This is a genomic window from Winogradskyella pulchriflava (genome assembly GCF_042434315.1).
Taxonomy (GTDB): Bacteria; Bacteroidota; Bacteroidia; order Flavobacteriales; family Flavobacteriaceae; genus Winogradskyella; species Winogradskyella pulchriflava.
In genome coordinates this window covers 18,867-44,283 of sequence record NZ_JBHLTQ010000004.1, presented here as the reverse complement: position 1 = coordinate 44,283, position 25,417 = coordinate 18,867, and the positions used below count along the sequence as shown (strand labels likewise).

At 32.0% G+C, this 25,417-nt stretch carries 19 protein-coding genes and 1 tRNA gene; 19 read left to right on the top strand and 1 reads right to left on the bottom strand.

Annotated features, from left to right (window positions below):
- Nucleotide 1 precedes the first annotated feature (1 nt).
- From porL to ACFFGA_RS08545, 4 genes are all read left to right on the top strand, one after another.
- On the top strand, nucleotides 2–634 hold the full coding sequence (gene porL, locus ACFFGA_RS08560; RefSeq protein ID WP_386062519.1) for a type IX secretion system motor protein PorL/GldL: 633 nt from the start codon (nucleotides 2–4) through the stop codon (nucleotides 632–634).
- A gap of 53 nt (nucleotides 635–687) precedes the next feature.
- Nucleotides 688–2,265 (top strand): type IX secretion system motor protein PorM/GldM, encoded by a 1,578-nt coding sequence (gene porM, locus ACFFGA_RS08555; protein ID WP_386062516.1) that lies wholly within the window; start codon nucleotides 688–690, stop codon nucleotides 2,263–2,265.
- 65 nt (nucleotides 2,266–2,330) lie between these two features.
- Nucleotides 2,331–3,239, top strand: a complete 909-nt coding sequence (porN, locus tag ACFFGA_RS08550; RefSeq protein WP_386062514.1) for a type IX secretion system ring subunit PorN/GldN — start codon at nucleotides 2,331–2,333, stop codon at nucleotides 3,237–3,239.
- A 211-nt stretch (nucleotides 3,240–3,450) separates the two neighbouring features.
- The gene (locus tag ACFFGA_RS08545; RefSeq protein ID WP_386062511.1) at nucleotides 3,451–4,494 is read left to right on the top strand and encodes an NAD(P)/FAD-dependent oxidoreductase; all 1,044 of its coding nucleotides are present in this window, start codon (nucleotides 3,451–3,453) and stop codon (nucleotides 4,492–4,494) included.
- 7 nt (nucleotides 4,495–4,501) lie between these two features.
- Here ACFFGA_RS08545 and ACFFGA_RS08540 read toward each other — a convergent pair whose 3' ends face one another.
- Nucleotides 4,502–4,903 carry a DUF983 domain-containing protein gene (locus ACFFGA_RS08540; protein ID WP_386062508.1) on the bottom strand — a complete coding sequence of 134 codons (402 nt, stop codon included), beginning with the start codon at nucleotides 4,901–4,903 and terminating at the stop codon, nucleotides 4,502–4,504.
- Between the two features lie 111 nt (nucleotides 4,904–5,014).
- On the opposite strand from ACFFGA_RS08540, the gene ACFFGA_RS08535 reads away from it, so the two are divergent.
- From ACFFGA_RS08535 to ACFFGA_RS08465, 15 genes are all read left to right on the top strand, one after another.
- Nucleotides 5,015–6,925, top strand: coding sequence for an ABC-F family ATP-binding cassette domain-containing protein (locus ACFFGA_RS08535; RefSeq protein WP_386062505.1), 1,911 nt, complete (start codon nucleotides 5,015–5,017; stop codon nucleotides 6,923–6,925).
- Nucleotides 6,926–6,993: 68 nt separating this feature from the next.
- Nucleotides 6,994–8,133 carry an efflux RND transporter periplasmic adaptor subunit gene (locus tag ACFFGA_RS08530; protein WP_386062503.1) on the top strand — a complete coding sequence of 380 codons (1,140 nt, stop codon included), beginning with the start codon at nucleotides 6,994–6,996 and terminating at the stop codon, nucleotides 8,131–8,133.
- Nucleotides 8,133–11,330: an efflux RND transporter permease subunit gene (locus ACFFGA_RS08525; RefSeq protein ID WP_386062500.1), complete on the top strand. Its 3,198-nt coding sequence runs from the start codon at nucleotides 8,133–8,135 to the stop codon at nucleotides 11,328–11,330. The genes ACFFGA_RS08530 and ACFFGA_RS08525 overlap by 1 nt, the downstream gene beginning before the upstream one ends.
- On the top strand, nucleotides 11,320–12,636 hold the full coding sequence (locus tag ACFFGA_RS08520; protein WP_386062498.1) for a TolC family protein: 1,317 nt from the start codon (nucleotides 11,320–11,322) through the stop codon (nucleotides 12,634–12,636). Before ACFFGA_RS08525 ends, ACFFGA_RS08520 begins: the two co-directional genes overlap by 11 nt.
- Before the next feature lie 11 nt (nucleotides 12,637–12,647).
- On the top strand, nucleotides 12,648–12,830 hold the full coding sequence (locus tag ACFFGA_RS08515; RefSeq protein ID WP_386062495.1) for a CPXCG motif-containing cysteine-rich protein: 183 nt from the start codon (nucleotides 12,648–12,650) through the stop codon (nucleotides 12,828–12,830).
- A gap of 131 nt (nucleotides 12,831–12,961) precedes the next feature.
- On the top strand, nucleotides 12,962–13,804 hold the full coding sequence (locus tag ACFFGA_RS08510; protein ID WP_386062492.1) for a leucine-rich repeat domain-containing protein: 843 nt from the start codon (nucleotides 12,962–12,964) through the stop codon (nucleotides 13,802–13,804).
- 177 nt (nucleotides 13,805–13,981) lie between these two features.
- Nucleotides 13,982–14,054 (top strand) — tRNA-Met (locus tag ACFFGA_RS08505).
- A gap of 54 nt (nucleotides 14,055–14,108) precedes the next feature.
- A complete protein-coding gene (locus ACFFGA_RS08500; RefSeq protein ID WP_386062490.1) occupies nucleotides 14,109–15,467 on the top strand; it encodes a tyrosine-type recombinase/integrase in 1,359 nt (452 codons plus the stop codon).
- Nucleotides 15,468–15,469: 2 nt separating this feature from the next.
- Nucleotides 15,470–16,402: a hypothetical protein gene (locus tag ACFFGA_RS08495; protein ID WP_386062487.1), complete on the top strand. Its 933-nt coding sequence runs from the start codon at nucleotides 15,470–15,472 to the stop codon at nucleotides 16,400–16,402.
- Between the two features lie 199 nt (nucleotides 16,403–16,601).
- A complete protein-coding gene (locus ACFFGA_RS08490; protein WP_386062484.1) occupies nucleotides 16,602–17,096 on the top strand; it encodes a ribbon-helix-helix domain-containing protein in 495 nt (164 codons plus the stop codon).
- A 7-nt stretch (nucleotides 17,097–17,103) separates the two neighbouring features.
- On the top strand, nucleotides 17,104–18,141 hold the full coding sequence (locus tag ACFFGA_RS08485; RefSeq protein WP_386062482.1) for an AAA family ATPase: 1,038 nt from the start codon (nucleotides 17,104–17,106) through the stop codon (nucleotides 18,139–18,141).
- A 273-nt stretch (nucleotides 18,142–18,414) separates the two neighbouring features.
- Nucleotides 18,415–19,266, top strand: coding sequence for a DUF6371 domain-containing protein (locus ACFFGA_RS08480; protein ID WP_386062479.1), 852 nt, complete (start codon nucleotides 18,415–18,417; stop codon nucleotides 19,264–19,266).
- Between the two features lie 152 nt (nucleotides 19,267–19,418).
- Nucleotides 19,419–22,487: a type I restriction endonuclease subunit R gene (locus ACFFGA_RS08475; RefSeq protein ID WP_386062477.1), complete on the top strand. Its 3,069-nt coding sequence runs from the start codon at nucleotides 19,419–19,421 to the stop codon at nucleotides 22,485–22,487.
- Nucleotides 22,488–22,495: 8 nt separating this feature from the next.
- A complete protein-coding gene (locus tag ACFFGA_RS08470; protein ID WP_386062474.1) occupies nucleotides 22,496–24,124 on the top strand; it encodes an HsdM family class I SAM-dependent methyltransferase in 1,629 nt (542 codons plus the stop codon).
- On the top strand, nucleotides 24,117–25,382 hold the full coding sequence (locus tag ACFFGA_RS08465) for a restriction endonuclease subunit S (protein ID WP_386062471.1): 1,266 nt from the start codon (nucleotides 24,117–24,119) through the stop codon (nucleotides 25,380–25,382). Before ACFFGA_RS08470 ends, ACFFGA_RS08465 begins: the two co-directional genes overlap by 8 nt.
- The last annotated feature ends 35 nt before the right edge of the window (nucleotides 25,383–25,417 follow it).

The following is a 25,417-nucleotide window of genomic DNA, read 5'->3' as shown; positions in this document are numbered from 1 at the left end:
TATGGCACAGAAAGGTAAAATGACATTAACAAACATGATCTACGGATTAGGAGCGGCAATCGTAATCGTTGGAGCATTATTTAAGATTCAACATTGGCCTTATGGTTCTGAAATCTTAACGTTAGGTATGATTGTTGAAGCATTGGTATTTACATATTCAGCTTTTGAAAAACAACAAAGTGAATTAGATTGGTCTTTAGTATATCCAGAATTAGCAGGTGGTAATTCTTTAGGAAAAAAGAAAAAAGAAGAGCCTAAAGATGCTGAAGGATTATTATCTAAAAAATTAGATAATTTATTAAAAGAAGCTAAAATAGATGGTGAGCTTATGGCAAGCCTAGGTAGTAGTATTAAAAACTTTGAAGGTGCTGCTAAGAGCATTAGCCCAACAGTAGATTCTATGACAGCTCAAAAGAAATACAGTGAAGAATTATCATTAGCTGCTGCACAAATGGAGTCTTTAAACAGTCTTTATAAAGTACAAATGGAAAGTGCAAATCGTCAAGCTGCTATTAACGAAGAAGCTGTAGAAAACGCACAGAAATTAAAAGAGCAAATGGCATCTTTAGCTTCTAACCTTTCATCATTAAATGGTGTTTACGGTGGAATGTTATCTGCAATGAACAAAAACTAATTAGTTTTTATAAGTAATCAATTTAATTAATTAACATTTAAAAACTAATTACAATGGCAGGAGGAAAATTATCTGCAAGGCAGAAAATGATTAACTTAATGTACTTGGTATTTATTGCTATGATGGCAATGAATATGTCTAAAGAAGTACTATCCGCTTTCGGATTGATGGAGGCGAAGTTTGCAGACTCAAATGCATCTACGGCTGACAGAAATGAATTATTGCTAGCTGATTTGAAAGAAAAGAGTAATGAGAAACCAAAAGAATTCTCAGTTCCAGCAGCAAGAGCGCAACAAACAGAAATAGCTTCTGATAAGTTTTATAAATATTTAGAGTCTTTAAAACAAGATTTACTTAGAGAAGGAAATTATAAAATAGATCCTGAAACAGGTAAGTTGCCTTTTGAAGCTATGGATAAAACCGATATTTTAGACGAAGCATGGTTTACTGGTGACCGTTTGACCAAAAAGGGTGACGAGGTAATGGCAAATATCAAAGAGTACAAGGAGAGTATTTTAGAAGTATTATCTAAAGACGAGTCTTACAGAGGAACAGCTGAAGATTTTCAGAAAACCTTTAGTACTGATAAAGTAGAGAATAAAGATGGAAAGAAAATCGATTGGTTAAATTACCATTTTCAAGGTTTTCCAGCTATAGCATCTTACACTAAGCTTACCGCTATGCAGAATGATGTTAGGGTTGCTCAAGCTAATATGCTTAACCTATTCTTAGGTAAAGTAGTTACAGAAGCTACAACATTAAATAATTATAAAGCGATTGTATTAGCAGATAAATCTGCATTTTTTGCAGGTGAGAAGTTTCAAGGAAGAGTTGTTATAGGTAAATATGCAAATGTTCCTCCTACAAAATTAGTTGTACAAGGTGAAGAGATTAATTTATCTGAAGCAATAGACTCAACAGGAGCTGCTACATTAGACTTTAACGTAGGAAACGTTGGTGAGCACACAATTAACGGTGAATTTACTTTCATCGAAAATGGAAAAGAATTACCAATTCCAATTGAAGCTAATTACGTTGTTGTACCTAGACCAAACTCTGCAACAATTTCTGCAGATAAGATGAATGTTGTTTATCGTGGTGTAGATAACCCAATGACTATTTCTTTTGCTGGTGTTCCAGACAATAAAGTAAGTGCTAGTGGACCTGGTTTATCAAAAGTTGGTGGTCAAGGAAAATATATAGTAAAAGCTGGTTCTGGTAAAGAAATGACAATTAATGTTACAGCTACCTTAGATGACGGTTCAAAAGCTAGTGATAGTAAAACCTTTAGAATTAAAGATATTCCTGCACCAACAGGCATGATTGCTGGACAAACAGGTGTTGTGAAATTACCAAAGCGTAATGTTGAAATAGGTACAGTTAGTGCAAAATTAGATGATTTTGTATTCGATTTACCAATTGCAGTAACTTCATTTAAAATTAGAGTTCCTGGACAACCTACAGTAAATGTAGCTGGTACAAAAATGAATGCACAAGCACAAGCTGCTATTAAAAAAGCAAGACGTGGTGATAACATTACAATTTTTGATATCAAAGCTAAAATACAAGGAAACGCTACTTACAGATTGAAGAATGTTTCACCTGTAATTGTTGAAGTTACAAGTAACTAGTTATAATTTATTTTAAATTTAAACGTTACTGATAAAACAAACCCAAATTATTAATATAGAATAAGATGAAATTAAGAAGCTTTTTATATATAGGATTAACATTCTTGGCAACAAATACCATGTTTGCACAAGCAAATATCCTAAATGCAAAAATACCAGAAGAAATTGGTATGAAAACCGAAGCGCAATTACTTCTAGATAACGATAAACCACTTGAATATGGTTATGTAGGTGATAGAGATATCTTATATTCAAAAATGATTTGGGAAAAAGTCGTCTTAGATGAACGTGTTAATTTTCCATTATATTTTCCTGTAGAAGGAAATCTTGGTGATGACAGAAAGTCTTTATATAGAGTCTTAATGGACAATATAGAAAATGGTATGATATCCAAAATTTACGGTGATTCGTATTTTGCAGAAGAGCGTACACTTAAAGATATCGAAGCTGCACTGAGGATGAGAAAAATCACTAATGCTGGAATTGACTATATGAATGAAAATGGTGTTGGTGAAGATGAAATACCTGAAGAGTATATCATTGAAAGAAATATTGAACCAGCAGATATTAGCGCTTATTTAATTAAAGGTCTTTGGTATTTCGATAAACGTCAAGGCGAACTTAAATATCGTATTCTTGGTATAGCACCTGCTGCACCAGATGTGAATTTTATTGATTCTGATGACGAAGCACAAAAAGAACCTATTCCAATGTTTTGGATATTTTATCCAGAAGTAAGAGAGATTTTACACGAAGCAAAAGCATTTAATAATAATAATAGTGCTTCACCAATTTCTTTTGACCATTTATTGAATAGCCGTCGTTTTGGTGGGTATATATACAAGGAGGAGAATGTTTATGGAGATAGAGAAGTTACAGAGTACATTGCTGAGAATGCTTTAATGCAGCTTTTAGAATCAGAACGTATCAAAGATAAAATTAGAGACTTTGAACAAGATATGTGGAGTTACTAATAACACACATTATCAATTATATAACGCTCACTTTTTTAAGTGGGCGTTTTTTATTGATTGAGTACTATTATCATAATATTTATTCAATATAAATTCCCTTCCTTGGAAGGGCTAGGGATGGGTAAATAAAGGTTTAACTTTGTATTCATTGAATATTAAGAAGTTATGTTAATGGTAACGAAGTCAATAAATAGTTACTATTTTTACCTCAATGAAAGAAGTAGATTATATAGTTGTTGGGTGTGGCTTAGCTAGTATAGCCTTTTGTGAGCAATTAAGAGCCCATAAAAAATCTTTTATGGTCTATGATAATAATTCTCAAAAATCCTCTATAGTAGCAGCTGGATTATACAATCCAGTAATTTTAAAACGATTTTCAGAGGTTTGGAAGGCTAAAGAGCAATTAGACATTGCTTTGCCTGTTTACAAAAAAATTGAAGTAGATTTAAATATTAAAATAGACCATAAACTTCAACTTTTAAGACGATTTGCCTCAGTAGAAGAACAAAACCTTTGGTTTAGTGCCGCAGATAAGCCAAAGCTAGAACCCTTTCTTTCAACAGATCTTATTAAAAATACTAATACATGCATAGACGCACCTTTTGGTTTTGGTGAAGTTTTACATGCTGGCAGATTAGATACTGTAACATTAATAGAGGCCTATAAAAACTATATAAAGACTATTGGAGCCTTCAAGGAAATAGAATTTGAATATCATAAACTTCAAATTAATGCAGCTGATATTCAATATGAAGATATAAAGGCTAAACATATTGTATTTGCTGAAGGCTTTGGTGTAAAAAATAATCCCTTCTTTAATCATATTCCTTTAAATGGAACAAAAGGAGAGGTGTTAACAGTAAAGGCACCAAAATTAAAATTAAATTTTGCTATAAAATCTTCTGTATTTATAATTCCGTTGGGTAATGATTTATATACAGTTGGCTCTACATATAATTGGGAAGACAAATCAAACAAGCCCACTTCGGAGGCTAAAAATGAATTAATAAAAAAGCTAAAAACTTTTATTAAATGTAAGTTTGATATTGTTAGCCATGTTGCAGGTATTAGACCAACAGTTAAAGACCGAAGACCATTAGTAGGTAAACATCCTCAGCACAACAATTTGTATGTTTTAAATGGCTTGGGAACACGAGGAGTAATGATTGCACCTTATATAGCCGACAAACTATTTAAATTTATAGAAGCGAAAGAAGCACTAGATAACGAAATAGATATTAGGCGGTTTAATTAAGCTAAGATTAGCTTTGCGACTCTGCGTCTTTGCGAGATAACGATTTATCATAACTCATAAAAAGATTAATCCAAATATTACGCGATAAACGCATAATAACTGGCATAAATCCAATAAGGGTTAATACTATAGCAACAAAAGAAGTTAAAAGTGAAGACTCAAGCATTAAATAGCTAATTACAAAGGCTGCCACAGCAAAAGCAATACCAACTCCATAGCTAACATACATAGAACCGTAAAAAAACGAAGGTTCCATTCTATATTTAGTTCCGCAATGCGAACAGTTATCATGGATTTTCAAAGTCTCTGATAACTCATAAGGATTTTTATTAACATACATTGATTCTTGGTGACATTTTGGACAAGCACCAAAAAGAATACTATAAAGTTTCATTCCTTTTCTAATCATAACTAAAACCTTTACTTTTGCGTTTTTTAAGACAATGCAAAGATAAAGTTTTATAATTCTGGTATTGTAACAATTGTAACATTTATAGCAATTGTATTATTCAAAAAAGTTATGCTAAATATTCATAATCTATCTATATCCTTTCAAGGAGAATATCTTTTCGAAGAAATTACCTTTAAGCTTGGTCTTGGTGACCGTATCGGTTTAATTGGAAAAAACGGTGCTGGTAAATCCACAATGCTTAGAATTCTATCAAAAGAACAAGAACCAGATACAGGACAGATAGCTGCAGATAAAGATCTTAAAATAGGATTCTTAAAACAAGATATAGATTTCGATTTTGGAAAAACTGTACTCGAAGAATCCTACGAAGCTTTTAAAGAAATAAAAACTTGTGAAGCTAAATTAGAAGATATTAATACGCAACTAGCTGAGCGAACAGACTACGAAAGTGAATCGTATAACCAATTGATGATTGATTTAAACGAAATACAGCATCAATACGAAATACTTGGAGGTTATAATTACCAAGGTGAAACAGAGAAAATATTACAAGGTTTAGGGTTTAAGCGCGAAGATTTCAATAAGCTCACTGATACGTTTTCTGGTGGTTGGAGAATGCGAATAGAGCTGGCAAAGTTACTACTTCAAAATAATGATTTATTACTTTTAGATGAGCCAACAAACCACTTAGATATTGAGTCTATTATTTGGTTGGAGAGCTTTTTGAAAAATTACAGTGGTGCAGTAGTCATTGTATCTCACGATAAAATGTTTTTAGATAATGTTACCAACCGAACTATCGAAATTTCATTAGGAAGAATATACGATTACAATAAACCTTATACTAAATTTTTGGCGTTGCGAAAGGAAATGAAAGTTCAGCAATTAGCAGCTCAAAAAAATCAGGAAAAACAAATACAACAAACAGAGAAGCTAATTGAAAAATTTAGAGCAAAAGCATCAAAGGCAACTATGGCGCAATCTCTAATAAAAAAATTAGATAAAATAGACCGAATTGAAGTTGATGAAGATGACAATAGCGTCATGTCATTAAATTTTCCTGTATCTATAACACCAGGAAAGGTTGTTGTAGAGTTAGAAAATGTTTCAAAAAACTATGGTGACATACAAGTACTTAATAATGTTAATCTTGCCATAGCAAGAGACACTAAAACAGCTTTTGTTGGACAAAACGGACAAGGTAAATCTACATTGGCCAAAATAATAGTTGGTGAAATAAAACATCAAGGAAAACTAACCTTAGGGCATAATGTTCAAATTGGGTATTTTGCTCAAAACCAAGCAGAGTATTTAGATGGCAATAAAACTGTTTTAGATACTATGATTGATGCTGCCAACGAAACTAATAGAAGCAAGGTTAGAGATATATTGGGTTCGTTTTTATTTAGAGGAGACGAGGTAGAAAAGTACGTAAAAGTTTTATCTGGTGGTGAAAGAAACCGTTTAGCATTGGCTAAACTGTTATTACAACCTCTAAATGTCTTAATAATGGATGAGCCTACTAACCACTTAGATATAAAATCTAAAAATGTGTTGAAAGAAGCTCTTAAAAAGTTTGAAGGGACTTTAATTTTGGTATCTCACGATAGGGATTTTCTTCAAGGCTTAACAGATACTGTTTACGAATTTAAAGACCAGAATATAAAAGAATATTTAGGCGATATAGACTTTTACTTAGAACAACGTAATCTCGAAAATCTAAGAGAAGCCGAAAAACGAACTGTAGTCGAAAATAAACCTAAGGAAAGTAACAAACAGAGTTACGAAGATCAAAAAAAGGTTAAATCTTTAAATAATAAGCTTAGCAATATTGAAGCTAAAATTAATCAGCTAGAAAAAGACATTAAAGCAGACGATGTTAAGCTAGCTACTGACTACGATAAAACAGCTTCTGACCCAAAATTCTTTGATGCTTATCAGGATAAAAAGAAAAAGTTAGAAAAATTAATGGCAGATTGGGAGACAGTACAATTTGAGCTGGACGAAATTTCAGGTTAATATTAAGATTATTTTAACTGCATAGCGTTTTCAGTTAGGTAAATTTGCAATTTACTGACCGTCACATTATGCTAAGAAAAGTTATTTTATCTGTTCTAGGAGTTGCCTTGATTATAGGCGCTTTCTTTTTTGCTAATTATTTAATTGACAACAAAAACAAGCCTAAGCCTGTTGTTCCTAAAGTTGTTAAAACAGTTCTTGTAGATACTGTCCAAAATTCCTTGATTCCCATTGTTATTTCTGCGAATGGAAATCTTACAGCAAAACAACGTGTAGAGTTGTATTCTGAGGTGCAAGGAGTTTTTAAAACTGGGAGCAAATTATTTAAGCCTGGTCAAAAATTCAACAAGGGAGAAACCTTAATTCGTTTAGATGCTTCAGAATATTATGCAAGTGTACAATCTGCTAAAAGTAATCTCTATAACAGCATTGCTGCTATAATGCCGGATTTACGTTTAGATTTTCCAAATGTGTATCCAAAATGGCAAAACTATTTGAATGGTTTCGATTTAAACAAAAGCACACCTCAATTACCAGAGCTGTCAGATGAAAAGGAAAACTATTTTATTACAGGTCGTGGAATAGTAAGTACATATTACAACGTTAAGAATTTAGAGCAACGACTTTCTAAATACAGAATTTCAGCACCTTTTACAGGAATTTTAACCGAGGCTTTAGTAACTGAAGGAACACTTGTTAGAAGCGGACAAAAGCTAGGTGAGTTTATTAACCCTTCGGTTTATGAAATGGAAGTAGCTGTGAGTAAATCTTTTGCCGATGTTTTAAAAGAAGGAGAAAAAGTAAGTTTAACCAACTTAGAAAAAACTAAAACTTATAACGGAACAGTATCTAGGGTTAACGGCAGTATAGATGCAACAACACAAACCATTACAGTTTATGTAGAAGTAAAGCATCCAGACCTTAAGGAAGGTATGTATTTAGAAGCCAACTTAAATGCCGAAAAAGTTGAAAATGCTATAGAAATAGACAGAAACTTATTGTTGGACAGTGAAGAGATATATGTTGTTAGAGATAGTTTGTTGGATGTTATTTCCGTAAAACCAGCACATTTTTCAGATGAGAAAGTCGTTTTAAAAGATGTGCCAAATGGTACGATAATTCTAAGAAAACCTGTACCAGGAGCTTACGCAGGTATGCAAGTTAAAGCCGCTGAAATTAATTCATCAACCGTAGATTCTATTCAATAATGAGAAAAATAATTGAATATTTTATTAGATATCACGTTGCGGTAAATGTGGTTATCATTGCATTTTTTGTGTTCGGGATTATTGGCGCGTTTTCATTAAAATCTTCATTCTTTCCTTTAACCGAATCCAAAATAATAAATGTAGCAATTACGTATCCAGGAGCATCACCACAAGAAATAGAAGAGGGTATTGTACTTCAAATTGAGGATAATCTCAAAGGTTTAAAAGGCATCGATAGAGTTACATCTACCTCTCGCGAAAATAGCGGAAGTATTACTGTAGAAATTGAAAAAGGTGAGAGTTTAGACTTTATGTTGCTCGAAGTGAAAAATGCAGTAGATAGAGTACCTTCTTTCCCAACAGGAATGGAGCCATTAGTGGTTTCTAAGCAAGAAGCTGTAAGAGAGACAATTTCTTTTGCTATAAGTGGTAAAGACATTCCTTTAGCAACGTTAAAGCAATTGGCTAGGCAAGTAGAAACCGATTTGCGTGCTATAGATGGAATTTCGCAAATTGAAATTTCTGGTTTTCCTGAAGAGGAAATTGAAATAGCAGTTAACGAAACCGATTTACTGGCTTATAATTTAACTTTTGGTGAAGTTGCTGAAGCAGTTAGTAGTTCTAACATATTGGTAACAGGAGGTAATGTAAAAACCGTTGCCGAAGAGTATTTAATTAGAGCCAATAATAGAGAATATTATGGTAGCGAATTGTCTAACATCATAGTTAGAGCAACACCTGATGGAAAAGTAGTGCGATTAAAAGATGTTGCAATCATAAGAGATCGCTTTTCCGAAACACCAAACTCTACTTATTTTAATCAAGAATTAGCAGTAAATATAGACATTACAAGCACCAACAATGAAGATTTAATTTCTTCAGCAGATAAAGTTGTAGAGTTTATTGAGGTTTACAATCAAAAGTATGATAATGTAAAGATTGATGTTGTAAACGATAGATCCATAACGCTTAAGCAACGTACCCAGTTATTGACTGAAAATGCCATAGTTGGTATGTTTTTGGTTTTATTATTTTTATCAATTTTTCTGAATACAAGGTTAGCATTGTGGGTTGCCTTTGGTTTGCCAATATCATTTTTAGGAATGTTTATGTTTGCTGGTCAGTTTGATGTGACTGTAAATGTTCTATCGCTTTTCGGAATGATTATCGTAATAGGAATCTTGGTTGATGATGGAATTGTAATTGCAGAAAACATTTATCAGCATTATGAGAAAGGGAAAAAACCAATTCAAGCAGCAATAGATGGTACGTTAGAGGTTATTCCGCCAGTGGTTTCAGCAATTATTACTACAATTTTAGCCTTTTCTTTATTTTTCTTTTTAGAGAGTAGAATTGGTGAGTTTTTTAGCGAGGTTGCTGTAATTGTAATTCTAACATTGGCCGTATCCTTATTTGAGGCACTTATTATATTACCTGCGCATTTAGCCCACTCAAAAGCTTTACGAGTAAAAAAGGAAGACTTACATGCTAAGAAATCTAAAGGTTTTTTTGCTGTAATGCGTGGCATAAATAAATCAGGAGATAATTTTATGGCTTTCCTTAGAGATAAGGTCTATACTCCGGTTTTAAACTTTGTACTACAATTTAAATTATTCGCATTAGGCATTTTTGTTACCTTATTGGTATTAACCTTTGGTTCCATTGGTGGTGGCATTATTGGTGTTACGTTATTTCCTAGAATAGCCAGTGATGCAGCAAATATAGAATTGGTAATGCCTGCAGGTACCAATGTTAAGATTACAGATTCAATAATTTCAATGATCGAAGAAAAATCATTCATTGTAAATAAAGAACTTACAGATAAATATCTAAAAGGTACAGGAAAACAATTGTTTGAAAATACAATAGTAGATATTACCAGTAGCTCTAGTGCCAGACTAAGAATTAATCTTTTGCCTGGAGAAGAACGACCAGATGAAATTCAAGCATTTTTAGTCACTAATCGTTTGGAAGAATTGGTAGGTCCTGTACTTGGGACAGAGCGATTGATTTATGGTTCTGGTGGAAATTTTGGAGGAAATCCAGTTTCAGTGTCGCTATTAAGTAATAATATTGAAGAATTAAAAGCCTCCAAACAAGAGCTTAAAAAGTATATGGAATCTAATCCACTACTTAAAGATATTGGTGACAACGATCCTGCAGGTATTAAAGAAATTAGATTAGAACTTAAGGAAAGTGCTTATTTATTAGGTTTAGATTTAAGAACTGTTATGTCGCAAGTTCGTTCAGGTTTCTTTGGCGCGCAAGCACAGCGTTTTCAACGTGGACAAGATGAAATTAGAGTTTGGGTACGCTATGATAGAAATAATCGTAGTTCTATCAATGATTTAGATGATATGCGTATAGTAACTCCAAGTGGTGAGCGTGTTACTCTAAAAGATATAGCAACTTATAGTATTGCCAGAGGAGATGTAGCGATTAATCACTTGGAGGGTAAACGAGAAATCCAGGTATATGCCGATTTAAAAGATCCAAGCACAAGTAATACGGATATAATAGACGATATAAGAACTGTTTTTATTCCAGAGTTACAATCTAAATATCCTACCATAAACGCATCTTTTGAAGGTCAAAATCGGGAAAAAGATAAATTAGTTGGTTCATTACAAGTAGCAGGCCCAATAATATTATTATTAATATACATCACAATAGCATTTACATTTAGAAGCTACTCACAACCATTTTTACTCATTCTATTAATTCCATTTAGTTTAACGGCTGTAGCTTGGGGACATTGGCTATTAGGTTTTCCGGTTAATATTTTATCGTTACTTGGTATTATTGCTTTAATCGGTATTATGGTTAATGATGGCTTGGTTCTTATAGGTAAGTTTAATAGTAATCTTAAAGAAGGAATGAATTTTGATTTGGCTCTATCCGAAGCTGGCAAATCTCGATTTAGAGCAATTTTCTTAACATCGTTAACTACAATTGCTGGTTTAGCACCTTTATTATTAGAAAAAAGTAGGCAAGCCCAGTTTTTAAAACCTATGGCAATTTCAATATCATTCGGTATAGCGTATGCTACTGTTTTAACACTATTGGTGTTACCATTATTTTTATCTTTTAGTAATGCTATTAAAAAGAACAGCAAGTGGTTAGCAACTGGTAATGATGTTACAAAAGAAGAAGTAGAACGTGCAATTAAAGAACAAAATGAAGGTAATGAGCATTAAAAGCAAAGTCATAGTTCTGTTTTTGTTGTGTTGTATTAGTGTACAAGCGCAAGAGGTGTTGACCAAAGAGCAAGCAGTGGCTGTGGCTTTAGAAAATAACTACGGAGTTAAAATTGCTGAAAATGCGGTTGAGGTAGCAGAAAATAATACCAGTATTCTAAACTCAGGTTTCTTGCCTACAGTTACAGGTAGTGCAGGAGCAACCTATAATATCGATAATACGGAAGCTGAATTTTCAAACGGTGAGTCAACAACATTAAATGGTGCCGAAAGCTCAAGGTATAATGCTAGTGTTAATGTGAATTATACACTTTTTGATGGTTTAGGCAGACGTTACAATTACAAACGCTTAAAAGAACAATACCAATTATCAGAATTACAAGCAAGAGAAACCATAGAGAATACCATCTTACAATTATTTTCTGTGTATTATAACGTTGCCCAACTTACAGATAATTTAAACACTTTAGAAGAGACAATAAATATCACTAAGGATAGATTGGTGCGAGCAGAATACCAATTTGAATATGGGCAGAACACAAAATTGGAAGTGTTAAATGCCGAAGTTGATATTAACAACGATAGTATTAATATTATCAATACAAAACAACTCTTAAAAAATGCTAAGCGAGATTTAAAACTTGTTTTAGGAGAAACCTATACTAATGATTTTGATGTAGAAACCGATGTTCAGTTTGTGCTTCAATTTCAAAAAGATAGTTTATTTCAAAAAGCTAAATCGAGGAATGTAGCGTTGCTTCAAACAGAAAAAAACATTGCCATAAGCAAATTGGATATTAGTTCTGGTAAATCTGCATATTTACCTACAATAGGTCTTGTAGGTACTTATGGATGGAATAAAAGTAACAATAATGCTGCATCATTCGTTGCTGTCTCTACCAATACTGGATTGTCTGGTGGCTTAAACTTAAGTTGGAATTTGTTTGATGGTGGTACTACAATAAATAGAGTACGAAATGCCAAAATAAATCTTGAAACGCAGCAATTACAAAAAGAGAGTATTCTCCTCACTATTGAACGCGATTTTAATAATGCTTGGGATGAATATCTCAATAAATTAGAGATATATAACATTCAAGAAAAAAATATTCTTACCGCAAAAAACAACTTTGAGCGTACACAAGAAAAGTTTAAAATAGGTCAAGTTAATTCTATTGAATTTAGACAGGCTCAGCTAAATTTATTGAATGCAGAGTTAAGTCGTAATCAAGCAAAATATGATGCTAAATTAGCCGAGTTGAACTTACTTCAAATTAGTGGTGAGTTATTAAATGTTCAATTTTAAATTGAAGCTTTATGGAAGAGTATTTTTTTCAATGTCCTTATTGTTGGGAGCAAATTTCTATGCTAATTGATACGTCTCAAAAACAACAAAATTACATTGAAGATTGCGAAATTTGTTGCAATCCTATTCAACTTTCAATTACCGTTTTAAATCAAGAAATAACAAGTTTTCAGGCTTACAGTATAGAACAATGAAAATTTATAAATACCTGTTAATCAAGTATCTATAAATTTAAAGTGTGTAGTTCGTCGAAAAAATTTGCATTTAAAGGTGTTTGCTTCTATATTAGACTTATTATTGTGCCCCTCCACAAAAATCTGCTATTATGAAAACTTTAAAATTAACATTAATTTTTTGCCTACTTTCTGCAATAACTTTTGCAAGTGTTTCGCAAAACGATAAAGATGCTTTAATTGCGCTTTACAATTCAACAGACGGAAAATCTTGGAAAACTTCTTGGAATTTAGATCAACCAATTTCGGGTTGGCACGGAGTTACAATTGAAAACGATAAAGTTGTTGCTATCGATTTAAGTTTTAACAATTTAGATGGTGTGCTTCCTAATGAAATTTCACGATTAACTTCATTAAAAACATTAAACTTATCATTCAATAAGTTAAAAGGGGAATTACCAGAAGAACTGACTGAGATGTCTAGTTTAGAAGAACTAAAGTTATTTTCTAATAATTTAAGTGGATCAATTCCTTCTAATATAGGGAACATGTCTAACTTAAAAGTATTAGAGCTTTATAACAACAACTTCTATGGAGAAATACCTTCATCTATTGGAAACCTCTTAAAGTTAGAAAGTTTAATTTTAAGCAGTAATCAATTAATGGGGAAATTACCAGCTAGTATATCTAACCTTAAGTCGTTAAAGGTATTAAGTCTTTTTGATAATAATTTATTAGGTACAATTCCATCATCTATTGGCGAATTAGGACAACTAGAGGAATTGGTATTATCTAATAATGCGTTTTATGGAAACTTACCAGGAGAGTTAGCACAATTATCTAACCTAAAGACTTTACTTTTAAGCAATAATGGGTTTAAAGGCAATTATGCTGCATTAAAGGGAGAACTACCTAACATTGTGGACTTTGATTTAGATGAAGCTAACATGAAAGGTGCTTTAGCGACGCTAGATACAGAGGATGACGAAGATTAATATAATCTTTCTTTCTAATAAATGAGTTATTCAATAACGCTTAGTAAATAATCTAAGCGTTATTTTTTTGTATTAATCCTTGTTAAAATTAAAAAGCATTGTATATTTGCAGTCCAATATTTCTGTCGGCATTATGAACCGAAAGTTAAAAGCTAGTTGAAATTTGGAAAATTACAACGCGGGATAGAGCAGTAGGTAGCTCGTCGGGCTCATAACCCGAAGGTCACTGGTTCGAGTCCAGTTCCCGCTACAAAGGCGAAAGCTATTAAAATCAACGGATTGTGTACTCACAATCCGTTTTTTTATGTCTTCTATTTTCTTACTTTTACAAAAAGTACACGAAAACGTACACGTTTTATCAATGAAAACCAATTATTCTGAGCCTAAAATCTATACTGGAGGGGTTGATATCAATCAATGGTCTAAACTCACTAAATCAGAACAAACCAAGGCTTTAAATAAAGACTGGTATGTTCATTATAGTTTCAGGCATCCTGAATCAGGTCGATTGATAAGACAAACAAACATTAAAGCTGGGGCAAATAGATTTAAAGATAAAAGATCTAGGTACCATATTCTCAAGGTTATCAAACAAAGTCTTGAAATTATATTAAGTGAAGGCTTCAATCCTTATGAGGATAACGCTAATCTGAAACAATATCTAGAAGAAAGACTCGATAATAAACAAAGAACAAAGAACAGTTCTAAATCTGAAAATATTACAACTAAATTAAAAGTAAAGCCCAATGATAAATTCGAGACAAATGTAAATTTGAAGGAGGCTTTCGAACTAGTATTGAAATTAAAAGAGAATGTTATGACGCATGACTCTTTTGTCAAGTACAGGAGTAGGATTAATAAGTTTAATACGTGGCTGCTTAATAACGGTTTTAACACTAAGTCTGATATAAGGAGCATTCAGAAAAAGACTGTTATTACTTATTTAAATCAAAGATTAGAAGATACGGGAGTTAGAAATAGGAACAATGCGAGAACGGATTTATCCTCATTTTTTCAAACACTAAAGGATAATGATATTACTGCACAAAATTTTATAAAAGAGATTAATATTCTAAAAGCTACGCCGAAGAGAAATAAGTCCTTTTCACCTAAACAGGAAAATGAAATTTTTAGTTATTTAGAAAAGTCAGACAAAACTTTATTGTTATTCATTAAGTTTATTTGTTATGCGCTACTTAGACCCATAGAAATATGTCGCTTGAAAATCAAGGATATCGATATACCAGACAAAAAGCTCTATGTAGTCGCAAAAAACCAGCCCGTAAAAATTAAAATAATTCCTGAGATTTTATTGAAGGAAATCCCGAGCTTAAAAGACTTTGATCCAAACCATCCTTTGTTCTCCAAGGATTCTTTAGGGCAAGAATGGTCAGTAAAGGAAAGCAGCCGTAAGGACTATTACACGAAGCAATTTAAAGCGGTCAAAGATAATTTTAATCTCAATTCAGACTATGGACTTTATAGCTTTAGACACACTTATATTGCCAAGATGTATAAGAAACTGGCAAGAGAAAGTTCACCTCACAAGGCTAAGAGTGATTTGATGTTGATTACAGGTCATACCTCTATGTCTGGATTGGAAAACTATCTAAGGAGCATCGATGCCCAACTACCAAAGGACTACTCTAATTTATTGAAATAGCAATGGATGAAATCATATTATATAAGAATCACTATAAAGCTATAAAGATCAAGGCAAAACATATTATTATTGCTTTATTTAAAAAGCACAGTTCAGATAGAAGACCCTTTAATTTTTTCTACCCAAAGATAATCGAAAGGGTTGACAAATATCGTGATACCTTTTACAGTAAATTATATAGCACTAAATATGTTGATGCGTACGAATTCTTTGAAAGAAGAGGAATGCATTATAAGGCTAGCAAAGATGAAGTTATTACACTTATATTTCAGAATGACATTGCACCTTTGTTCGAAAACTTTCCTACTAAAAAGTATGAGAGTTTCATTATTGCAATGGCAAGGAAGGAGGCTATTCACAATTTATTTTTACATTTAGATAACTTCTATGACTATTATCGTTTAGTTTATGAAACAGAAAGTTTCCAGTATATTTATTTGAAAGGCTTTGATAATCTAGATTTCAGAGATTCTAAGGAATATCATGATATGCTCGACATAAAGTATCCTAACAGGATGAATAGCCAGGCAAACATTGAGATGAAATTACCAAAGGAAGATGACAATTCAAAAACTAGTAGTTCTAAAAATGACAAGGATTCTGAAATTCAAAACAAACTAAATGATTTTACTGATGATGAAAGAATGATAATTGGTTATTTAATATATGAAAACTATTTAAAATCAAAGAAAAGATCAATTACCTTTAATAAATTTTTACTTCTTGTAAAAATAATTGGAGGGTACGAAGAATTATCTATATTTTATCAAAAAACAAATTCTAATACCTTATATAAAAAAGGGAATGAAGGTCCTAAATACTTCGCTGAATCCTCACAAGTGAAATTACTAAATTCTCTACTATTTAAATTAGGGGATTTGGGAATTGACGATATATCTCCTTTGATTAGAAAAGAACTAAGAAAATTAAAATAATCAAGTACTCTTCTTCCGAAAATATACTAAAAAGGATTATTTTAAATGTTAAAAAATCGACATAAAACACTGTAATACATATGTTTGCAGTTGTTGTGTCGGAATCCTTTGTTCTTCCGACACTTGTTTGAAAACTATAGATCGTTTATAATATTTGTTTCCGTAGGACATTGTCCCACATAATTAAAACATTGTTTATATGGAAACAAAAATCAACTTAAGAATTGAGGAATTCGTCAAAGAGTCATTAGAAAAAAGTGCGAAAGAAGATGGTAAATCTTTATCTGAATATATTAGAGGAATTTTAAGAGAATACGTAGAATTCGAAATAGAAGCACCTATACAACAAGAGTCAAAATTCCCGGAGATTGTTTTTATAGATACAGATAAAGGTTATGAGTCAACTTTTGAGTTCACTTATCTATTAACATGGCTTTTTTGCAAGTATATGTCTCCAGTTGACATAAATCATGTCGATGCTATTAATGCATTAAAAAGAAGAGTAGAGCTTGTAGTTAGTGAAAGTACATTTTCTCAAGAACTGAAAATGGAGTTTGTTAAGGTTCTAAACGATTTAAACCGCTTTCTAGTAGAACCGCCTTACGAAGGAAAGCAATTTTATTTTTCTATTCCAAATAATCATTTGTCATTTAATTACAATATGTTGATGAATGAAATATGGTCTAAAAATTAAAATCTTCATGGATAAATCAAATTTACATAGAGATTTTATATCAGATTTTAGCAACAATGAAGCAATATTGAGATCTGAACATGGTAGAAATGATTGCTTACTTATTAAACCTGCCAATCAATGGATTGATGAAGCAAAAAATCGACCAATCCCCAATATGCTCTTTAGCGAATTCTGGTATGAGAATGAACTATGCATTCTGTTTGCAGATACTAATCTTGGTAAATCTGTTCTTGCGGTTCAAATTGCTGATAGTATTAGTCGTGGTGTTGCCATCCCTAACTTTAAACTTGAAACCAATCCCAAAAAAGTACTCTACTTGGATTTTGAGTTGTCAGACAAACAACTTGAGAAACGTTGTTCTGTTAATTATGAAGAACATTATAAATTTCATTCAAATTTTTATAGAGCAGAACTTAACAGTGATTTTGAGCTACCAGAAACCGCAAAAACCACTGAGGAATATTTGTGTCAAAGCTTAACGCAATATATTGATAGTTACAATATAGAGGTAATAATCGTAGATAATTTAACCTATCTCAATAATGACAATGAGAAGGCAAAGGATGCTCTTGTATTAATGAAGTTTCTCAATAAATTAACGAAAGACAGTAATATTTCAATACTTGTTTTATGTCACACGCCAAAACGCTACGACTCAAAACCCATTAGTAACAACGATGTTTCAGGTAGTAAAATGCTTATGAATTTTTGCGATAGCTCTTTTGCGATTGGTAGAAGTATAAAACATCACAATTTAAGGTATATCAAACAAATTAAGCAACGAAATACGGAGCATATGTATCATTCAGAAAATGTTATTGTTTGTGAAATTGCCCAGGACTATAACTTCTTACAGTTTCGATTTATCGAATTTGGCTCAGAATCCGAGCATTTGAATGGTGATAAATCTATTGATTTAGAAGAGCGAGATGCTTACATGGTAAATTTAATAGAGCAATGTAAATCTAATGTTGAAATTGGGAAAATTTTAGGCATTTCTGAAGGAACTGTTAGAAAACGTAGAAAAAAGTTGGATATGTAATCGATGAATGCTAATGACGTATATAATATAGCCACCGCACTTCCAGAAGAAGAGCTTTTAAAGCTATGTGATATGCTAAAGATTAGTGTGAAACCTGAAAATAAACTTAAAAAGAAACGAAAAAAATTGCCTGAATTTACAGTTAATGAAGGGATTAGGTACTTAATCAATAACCATTTTAATAAAATTAAAGAACCCTAAAAGAATAAACTCGTACCACTCGTACCTCTTTTTTTGGTACGAACGGTACGAGCGGTTCGAAAAGTGATACAAATGAACTTTAAATACAAACTTGATCCAACTAGTAAGAAATTTTATTGTCCTGCCTGTGGTAAGAAATCATTTGTTTGTTACATTGAGGTAGCAACTAATAAGTATTTGGAATCAACCATTGGAAGATGCGATAGGGAATCTAAGTGTGCTTATCACAAAACACCAAAGGGAAATCTGCCGATATCATCAACTTGTTTCATACAACAACCAAAAACCCCTACGTATCATACCGATGACGTTATTGGTTATTATGGAAGGGATTACAATAATAATAAGTTTGTATCCTATTTAAAGCAACACTTCGCACCTAGGGATATCAAATCTGTAATACAAAAATACTTTATTGGTACGTCATCCCATTGGAAAGGTGCAACCGTTTTTTGGCAAATAGATCATAAAATGAATGTACATGCAGGGAAAGTAATGTTATATAATCCATTTACAGGGAATAGGGTAAAAAAACCATTTAATCATATTAACTGGATGCATAGAGTATTACAAATAAATAACTTTGTGTTACAACAATGTCTATTTGGAATACATAATTTGTGTGATTTTGATTCAGATAGTACGGTTTGTATTGTTGAATCAGAAAAAACAGCAATTGTTATGAGTTTGTTGTATCCGCAATTCCTGTGGTTGGCAACTGGTTCAAAATCAAATCTTAAACTTGATTTATTACAGCCATTAAAAGGGTATAAAATTATTGTATATCCAGATAAGCTTGAATATAATGATTGGAAAATAAAAGTGCAAAATTTCAAGAATTTGGGGTATAATATTATTTGTAGCTATTTTGTAGAGAAATTATCTGTTTGTGAAGGGGCTGATCTTGCTGATGTTTTAATTTAGTAAACGATATTTATATTTATCCATAAATCAATGAAATTATGAATTGATTACAAGGTTTTTATTATTTTTAAAAACCCTTAGAATTATAACCCTTGTTGATGCGCAATTTATTAATCAATTTGTCTATGTTAGAAAGATAGGCGCAACTATATATGATATTCAACGAAGACTCTAGAGTTAAAATACCTTCAATATTACATTTAATTCAACTGGGTTATGAATACCTGTCGCTGAAGGATATCACTTGGGATGAAAATACTAATATTTTTACTTCAATATTTAAAGAGCGTGTTCAAAAGATAAATTCCCAATTATCGGAAAAGGACATTCAAAAGGTATATGATGATATTTCTATAGCCTTAGAGAATGAAGATTTAGGAAGAGCATTTTACAACAAACTCATAGATCAATCTGGAGTAAAACTTATTGACTTTGAAAATTTTGATAATAACTCTTTTCATGTTGTTGCAGAATTAACTTATCAAAAAGATGATGAAAGCTTTAGACCAGATATTGTTCTTTTAATAAACGGAATGCCTTTAGTGTTTATAGAAGTTAAAAAGCCTAATAATCGCAATGGTGTTCAAGATGAACATAAACGTATGCAAAGGCGTTTTCAGAATAAGAAATTCCGAAAATTCATTAACCTCACTCAGCTCATGGTATTTTCCAATAATATGAGTTATAGTGAAGATGATACGCAAATGCTTGAAGGTGCTTTTTACAGTACCACAAACTATAAGAAACCAATTTTCAATTACTTTAGGGAAGAAGAAACATATGATTTAAAATCACTTCTAAATCCAATGACTGATGAAGTTGAGAATTTTGTTTTAAAAGACACCAATCTTTTAAGTATTAAAAGCAATAAAGAGTATCAGTCTAATAAAAAGCCAACCACAGCAACCAATTCCATTTCAACATCTCTGTTTCAGCGAGACCGTTTAAAATTCATTTTACGTTATGCTTTTGCTTATGTAGAAGAGGAAAATGGACTAGAAAAACATATTATGCGTTATCCACAACTATTTGCTACTAAAGCGATAGAAAAGAAGTTGGAAAACGGAATTAAAAAGGGAATTATTTGGCACACACAAGGTTCAGGTAAAACGGCTTTAGCATATTTTAATGTAAAACATCTCACACATTATTTCCAGAAGCATACTATCATTCCAAAGTTTTACTTCATTGTAGATCGTTTAGATTTATTAACCCAAGCTGCAAAAGAATTTACAGCACGTGGTTTAGTGGTACATAAAATTGATTCTAGAGATGCCTTTAGTAGAGATATTAAATCGACGAATGTAATACATAACAGCTCTGGAAAAGCAGAAATTACAGTCGTAAATATCCAAAAGTTTAAAGACGATCCTGATGTTATAAAAAACAATGATTACAATTTAAGTGTGCAACGTGTTTTCTTTTTAGATGAAGTACATCGTAGTTATAATCCTAAAGGTAGCTTTTTAGCGAATTTAGAATTAGCCGATAAGCATTCCATTAAAATTGGTTTAACAGGAACACCTTTGTTAGGATCAGAATATAACTCAAAAACCTTATTTGGCGATTACATTCATAAATATTATTACAATCTATCTATAAAAGATGGTTATACGTTACGATTAATTCGAGAAGAAATTGAAACAAGTTACAAGCTTCAACTTCAAAAAACACTTGATGAAATAAAAGTCTTACAAGGGAATATTAATAAAAAAGACCTTTATGCTAAACCTCAATTTGTAGAACCTATGCTAGACTATATTGTAAAAGATATGGAACAGGCTAGAATTTCTATGGGAGATAATAGTATTGGCGGTATGGTAGTTTGCGATTCGTCCGATCAAGCTAAAATGATGCAAGAGATTTTTGATGTTAAATATGCTGAAAAATTGGAATCTCTATTTAATGAAGCAGCAGAAGAACCTGCTAGTTATGGTAACAAGAAAAAAGAAGAAAGTAAAGTAAACAAAGCACAGGTTATTTTACATGATATTGGCACCAAACAAGATCGTAGAGATTGGGTGTCCGATTTTAAAGTTGGTAAACTCGATTTACTTTTTGTTTACAATATGTTATTGACTGGTTTTGATGCCAAACGATTAAAGAAACTCTACATAGGCAGAAAGATAAAATCACATAATTTACTGCAAACGTTAACTCGTGTAAACAGAACTTATAAAACACACAAATATGGTTATGTGGTGGATTTTGCAGACATTCAAAAAGAGTTTGATAAAACCAATCAAGATTATTTTAATGAGTTACAGAGTGAGCTAGGAGATGAGATGCAACATTATTCTAATCTGTTTAAAAAGCCTGAAGAAATCCAAGAAGAGATTGAAGAAATTAAAGATGTTCTGTTTAAATACGATACGGCTAATGCTACTGTTTTTGGCGAGCAAATTTCAGAAATAAACGAACGTTCAGAAATTCGTCAAATTGCTAAAGTTTTAAACAATTCAAAAGAATTATATAACCTCATTCGTTTGTCTGGTAATTTTGAATTACTTGAAAAATTAGATTTCAGAAAACTATCTGTTTTAGCACGATTAACAAACGATAGATTAGCCTTAATAAACACAAGAATTGCATTAGAAAACAATGTAGATACCGATAACATTTTAAACACAGCTTTAGAAGATGTCATTTTTGCTTTTACCAAAGTGAAAGAAGAAGAAATGATATTGGCAGACGAACTGAAAAACACCTTAGGTAAAACAAGAGAAATGTTAGCAGGAAACTTCGACCAGAAAGATCCTATCTTTATTTCATTGCGTGAGGAGCTAGAGCGTTTGTTTAAAAAGAAGAATTTAAGCGAAGTCACAAAAGAAGAAATGGAAGCGAATATAAAAGCTTTAAACGAAATCTATGACAAAGCCAAAAAGCTAGAACGTGAAAACCAGTTGCTGAAAGCTAAATACGATTACGATGCTAAATATGCACGTATTCATAAACGCTTAATGGAAAAAGACCCATTAACCGATAGCGAACGCAAATTGTTTGAAGCTTTAAAGGGTTTGAAAACCGCAGTAGATAAAGAGATTTTGCAAAATTCTAAGTTATTAGAAAATGAGAGTTATGTAGAAAAAATGATGATGCGTTTAGTAGTGAGCCAATTTAAAAAAGAACAAAGGATAGATATAAATACAACCGATGTAAGACGAATTAATAGCCTTATAGTAAAGGAGTACATGAACGAATACAATGGTTACGTAGCTTAAAATAATATATGACAAGTACAACACAATTTGAAACCCAAACCAAAGCACTCATAGACGACCTTAAAAGCGTCTGTGCAAATTATGGTTTAGGGAATGACGGAAACGAATTTAAAATAATTACTCAGGTATTTTTGTATAAATTCTTAAACGATAAATACGTTTACGAATTGAAACAACTAGAACCCGATTTAGCAAAAGCGGATAACTTTGACGAAGCACTTAAAACGTATTCTGAGGATGATTTGGAGATGCTAACCATGCAAATAAGCGAAAACACAGCACGCATCGCCCCTAAAAACTTATTGTCGCGCTTGTTTGAACAACAAAACAAAGACAATTTCGCCGATATTTTTGATGAAACTTTAGTAAGCGTAGCTAAAGATAATATCGATATTTTCTCGGTACTCACTCAAGGAGGCGAAAAAGTAGTCTTGTTTGAAAACCTAAGTAAATACGTAACCGATAAAAAGGATGACTTCTGCAAAGCCATAGTTAATAAGCTAGTTGGTTTTAGTTTTGAACATATATTCACGCAGAAATTCGATTTTTTCGCCACTATTTTCGAGTATTTAATTAAAGATTACAACACCAATTCTGGTGGTAAATACGCCGAGTATTTTACACCACATGCTGTAGCTAAAATTATGGCAGCTTGTTTGGTAACTGGAGACGATGTAAACAACGTAACCTGTTACGACCCAAGTGCAGGATCGGGAACCTTGTTAATGAATATAGCACACGCCATTGGCGAAGATAAGTGTACCATTTACTCGCAAGACATCTCGCAAAAATCGTCTGCCTTATTACGTTTAAATCTTATTTTAAACAATCTGGTACATTCCATACAAAACATTATACAAGGGAATACCATTTTAAGTCCGTATCACAAACAAGACAACGGACAATTAGAACAGTTTGATTATATCGTATCTAACCCACCATTTAAGTTAGATTTTAGCGATTACAGTGCAGATTTAGACAGTAAAGCCAATAAAGAACGCTTTTTTGCAGGCATCCCAAAAGTACCAGCCAAAAAGAAAGATTCTATGGCTATTTACCTGCTGTTTATACAACACATTATGCACAGTTTAACCGCGAAAGGTAAAGCAGCTATTGTAGTGCCAACAGGTTTTATAACTGCACAATCTGGTATCGATAAAAAAATTAGAAAAAAATTGGTAGAAAGTAAAATGCTAGCAGGTGTAGTGTCTATGCCATCTAACATTTTTGCCACCACAGGAACCAATGTTAGTATTTTGTTTTTAGATAAAACCAATACTAAAGATGTGGTATTGGTAGATGCGTCTAATTTAGGAATCAAAGTAAAAGACAGCAATGGAAACCAAAAAACTGTTTTAAGCGAAGTCGAAGAACAACAGATTATTAATGTTTTTAATGCGAAAGAAGCCAAAGACGATTTATCTGTTGTGGTGTCTTATGACGATATTAAAGCCAAAAACTACAGCCTAAGTGCAGGACAATATTTTGAAGTTAAAATTGAATATATAGATATTACTGCGGAAGAATTTACAACTAAAATGAAGGGCTTTGAAAGTAATTTAGAAACATTTTTTACGGAATCTAAAAGTTTGGAAAAAGAGATTCAGAATAATTTGAAAAGTTTGAAGTATGACTAATCCGCTAAAAATAGTTGCTGATTACTCGAAATCTAGAATTGCTTTAGAAGATATTGATGTTGATACTTATGTAACTACAGATAATTTACTTCAAAATAAACAAGGTAAGGTTAGTGCTGAAAAAATGCCTAAACAAACATCAAATACTGTTACGAGATTTGATAAAGGAGATATTTTAGTTGCAAATATACGTCCTTACCTAAAAAAAATATGGTTAGCTAAATATACAGGAGGTAGTTCAAGTGATGTATTAACATTCAAAGTAAGAAAGAATTTTGACTCAACATTTGTTTATTATTCGCTTTTTAGAGATGATTTCTTTGAGCATATGATGAATGGTTCTAAAGGAACGAAAATGCCTCGTGGTGATAAAAATCAAATACTGGATTTTCCTATTCCTGATTATAAATTTGATACCCAAAAACAAATAGCCAAAGTCCTTTCCGATTTAGACGCCAAAATAGAAGTCAACAACAAAATAAACCAAGAATTAGAAGCGATGGCAAAAACGCTTTACGATTATTGGTTTGTACAGTTTGATTTTCCAGATGCTAATGGGAAACCTTATAAATCGTCTGGAGGTAAAATGGTTTTTAATGACGAGTTGAAACGTGATATTCCTGAGGGATGGGAGGTGAAACAAATTAAAGACATTGCTAAAACTGGTTCAGGAGCAACACCACTTAAATCTAAAAAAGAATATTATGAAAATGGTAATATTCCTTGGATAAATAGTGGAGAAGTAAATGCTTCATTTATTATATCTTCAAAAAAATATATTTCTGAATTAGGTTTAGAAAAATCTAGTGCGAAACTATTTAAAAAAGGAACAATTTTGATGGCAATGTATGGTGCTACAGCTGGTCAAGTTAGTTTAATAGATATTGAAGCGTGTACAAATCAAGCCATTTGCGGAATAAATGTAAATGAAGAAAAATTCAAATACTATACTAAATTCGCTTTAGAAGATTTATATAAATATTTAATCCAATTAAGTACAGGATCTGCAAGAGATAATTTATCACAAGATAAAATTAAAGAGTTAAATTTAGTTATCCCAGATGATCAAATAATTTCAAATTTTCACAATAAAGTAGATTCAAATTTCACAAATATTTTATTGAATTTAAAACAAAACCAAAAACTCTCAGAGCTTAGAGATTGGTTGTTGCCTATGTTAATGAATGGGCAGGTTACTGTTGGTGAGGCAAAAGAGCAGTTGGGTATGGTTGCGGATCAAGAAGGAAAATATCAATAAAGTTTTGTAAGACTATTTACTTTTTTGGTTTTGAG

Bases quoted from the DNA above. Each gene is read 5' to 3' on its own strand.
- ACFFGA_RS08465 (WP_386062471.1), top strand. From the start codon at position 24,117: ATGACTAATCCGCTAAAAATAGTTGCTGATTACTCGAAATCTAGAATT.
- porL (WP_386062519.1), top strand. From the start codon at position 2: ATGGCACAGAAAGGTAAAATGACATTAACAAACATGATCTACGGATTA.
- ACFFGA_RS08475 (WP_386062477.1), top strand. From the start codon at position 19,419: ATGATATTCAACGAAGACTCTAGAGTTAAAATACCTTCAATATTACAT.
- ACFFGA_RS08500 (WP_386062490.1), top strand. From the start codon at position 14,109: ATGTCTTCTATTTTCTTACTTTTACAAAAAGTACACGAAAACGTACAC.
- ACFFGA_RS08480 (WP_386062479.1), top strand. From the start codon at position 18,415: ATGAACTTTAAATACAAACTTGATCCAACTAGTAAGAAATTTTATTGT.
- ACFFGA_RS08490 (WP_386062484.1), top strand. From the start codon at position 16,602: ATGGAAACAAAAATCAACTTAAGAATTGAGGAATTCGTCAAAGAGTCA.
- ACFFGA_RS08540 (WP_386062508.1), bottom strand. From the start codon at position 4,903: ATGATTAGAAAAGGAATGAAACTTTATAGTATTCTTTTTGGTGCTTGT.
- ACFFGA_RS08495 (WP_386062487.1), top strand. From the start codon at position 15,470: ATGGATGAAATCATATTATATAAGAATCACTATAAAGCTATAAAGATC.
- ACFFGA_RS08470 (WP_386062474.1), top strand. From the start codon at position 22,496: ATGACAAGTACAACACAATTTGAAACCCAAACCAAAGCACTCATAGAC.
- ACFFGA_RS08510 (WP_386062492.1), top strand. From the start codon at position 12,962: ATGAAAACTTTAAAATTAACATTAATTTTTTGCCTACTTTCTGCAATA.
- ACFFGA_RS08530 (WP_386062503.1), top strand. From the start codon at position 6,994: ATGCTAAGAAAAGTTATTTTATCTGTTCTAGGAGTTGCCTTGATTATA.
- ACFFGA_RS08535 (WP_386062505.1), top strand. From the start codon at position 5,015: ATGCTAAATATTCATAATCTATCTATATCCTTTCAAGGAGAATATCTT.
- ACFFGA_RS08485 (WP_386062482.1), top strand. From the start codon at position 17,104: ATGGATAAATCAAATTTACATAGAGATTTTATATCAGATTTTAGCAAC.
- ACFFGA_RS08515 (WP_386062495.1), top strand. From the start codon at position 12,648: ATGGAAGAGTATTTTTTTCAATGTCCTTATTGTTGGGAGCAAATTTCT.
- ACFFGA_RS08545 (WP_386062511.1), top strand. From the start codon at position 3,451: ATGAAAGAAGTAGATTATATAGTTGTTGGGTGTGGCTTAGCTAGTATA.
- porN (WP_386062514.1), top strand. From the start codon at position 2,331: ATGAAATTAAGAAGCTTTTTATATATAGGATTAACATTCTTGGCAACA.
- ACFFGA_RS08520 (WP_386062498.1), top strand. From the start codon at position 11,320: ATGAGCATTAAAAGCAAAGTCATAGTTCTGTTTTTGTTGTGTTGTATT.
- porM (WP_386062516.1), top strand. From the start codon at position 688: ATGGCAGGAGGAAAATTATCTGCAAGGCAGAAAATGATTAACTTAATG.
- ACFFGA_RS08525 (WP_386062500.1), top strand. From the start codon at position 8,133: ATGAGAAAAATAATTGAATATTTTATTAGATATCACGTTGCGGTAAAT.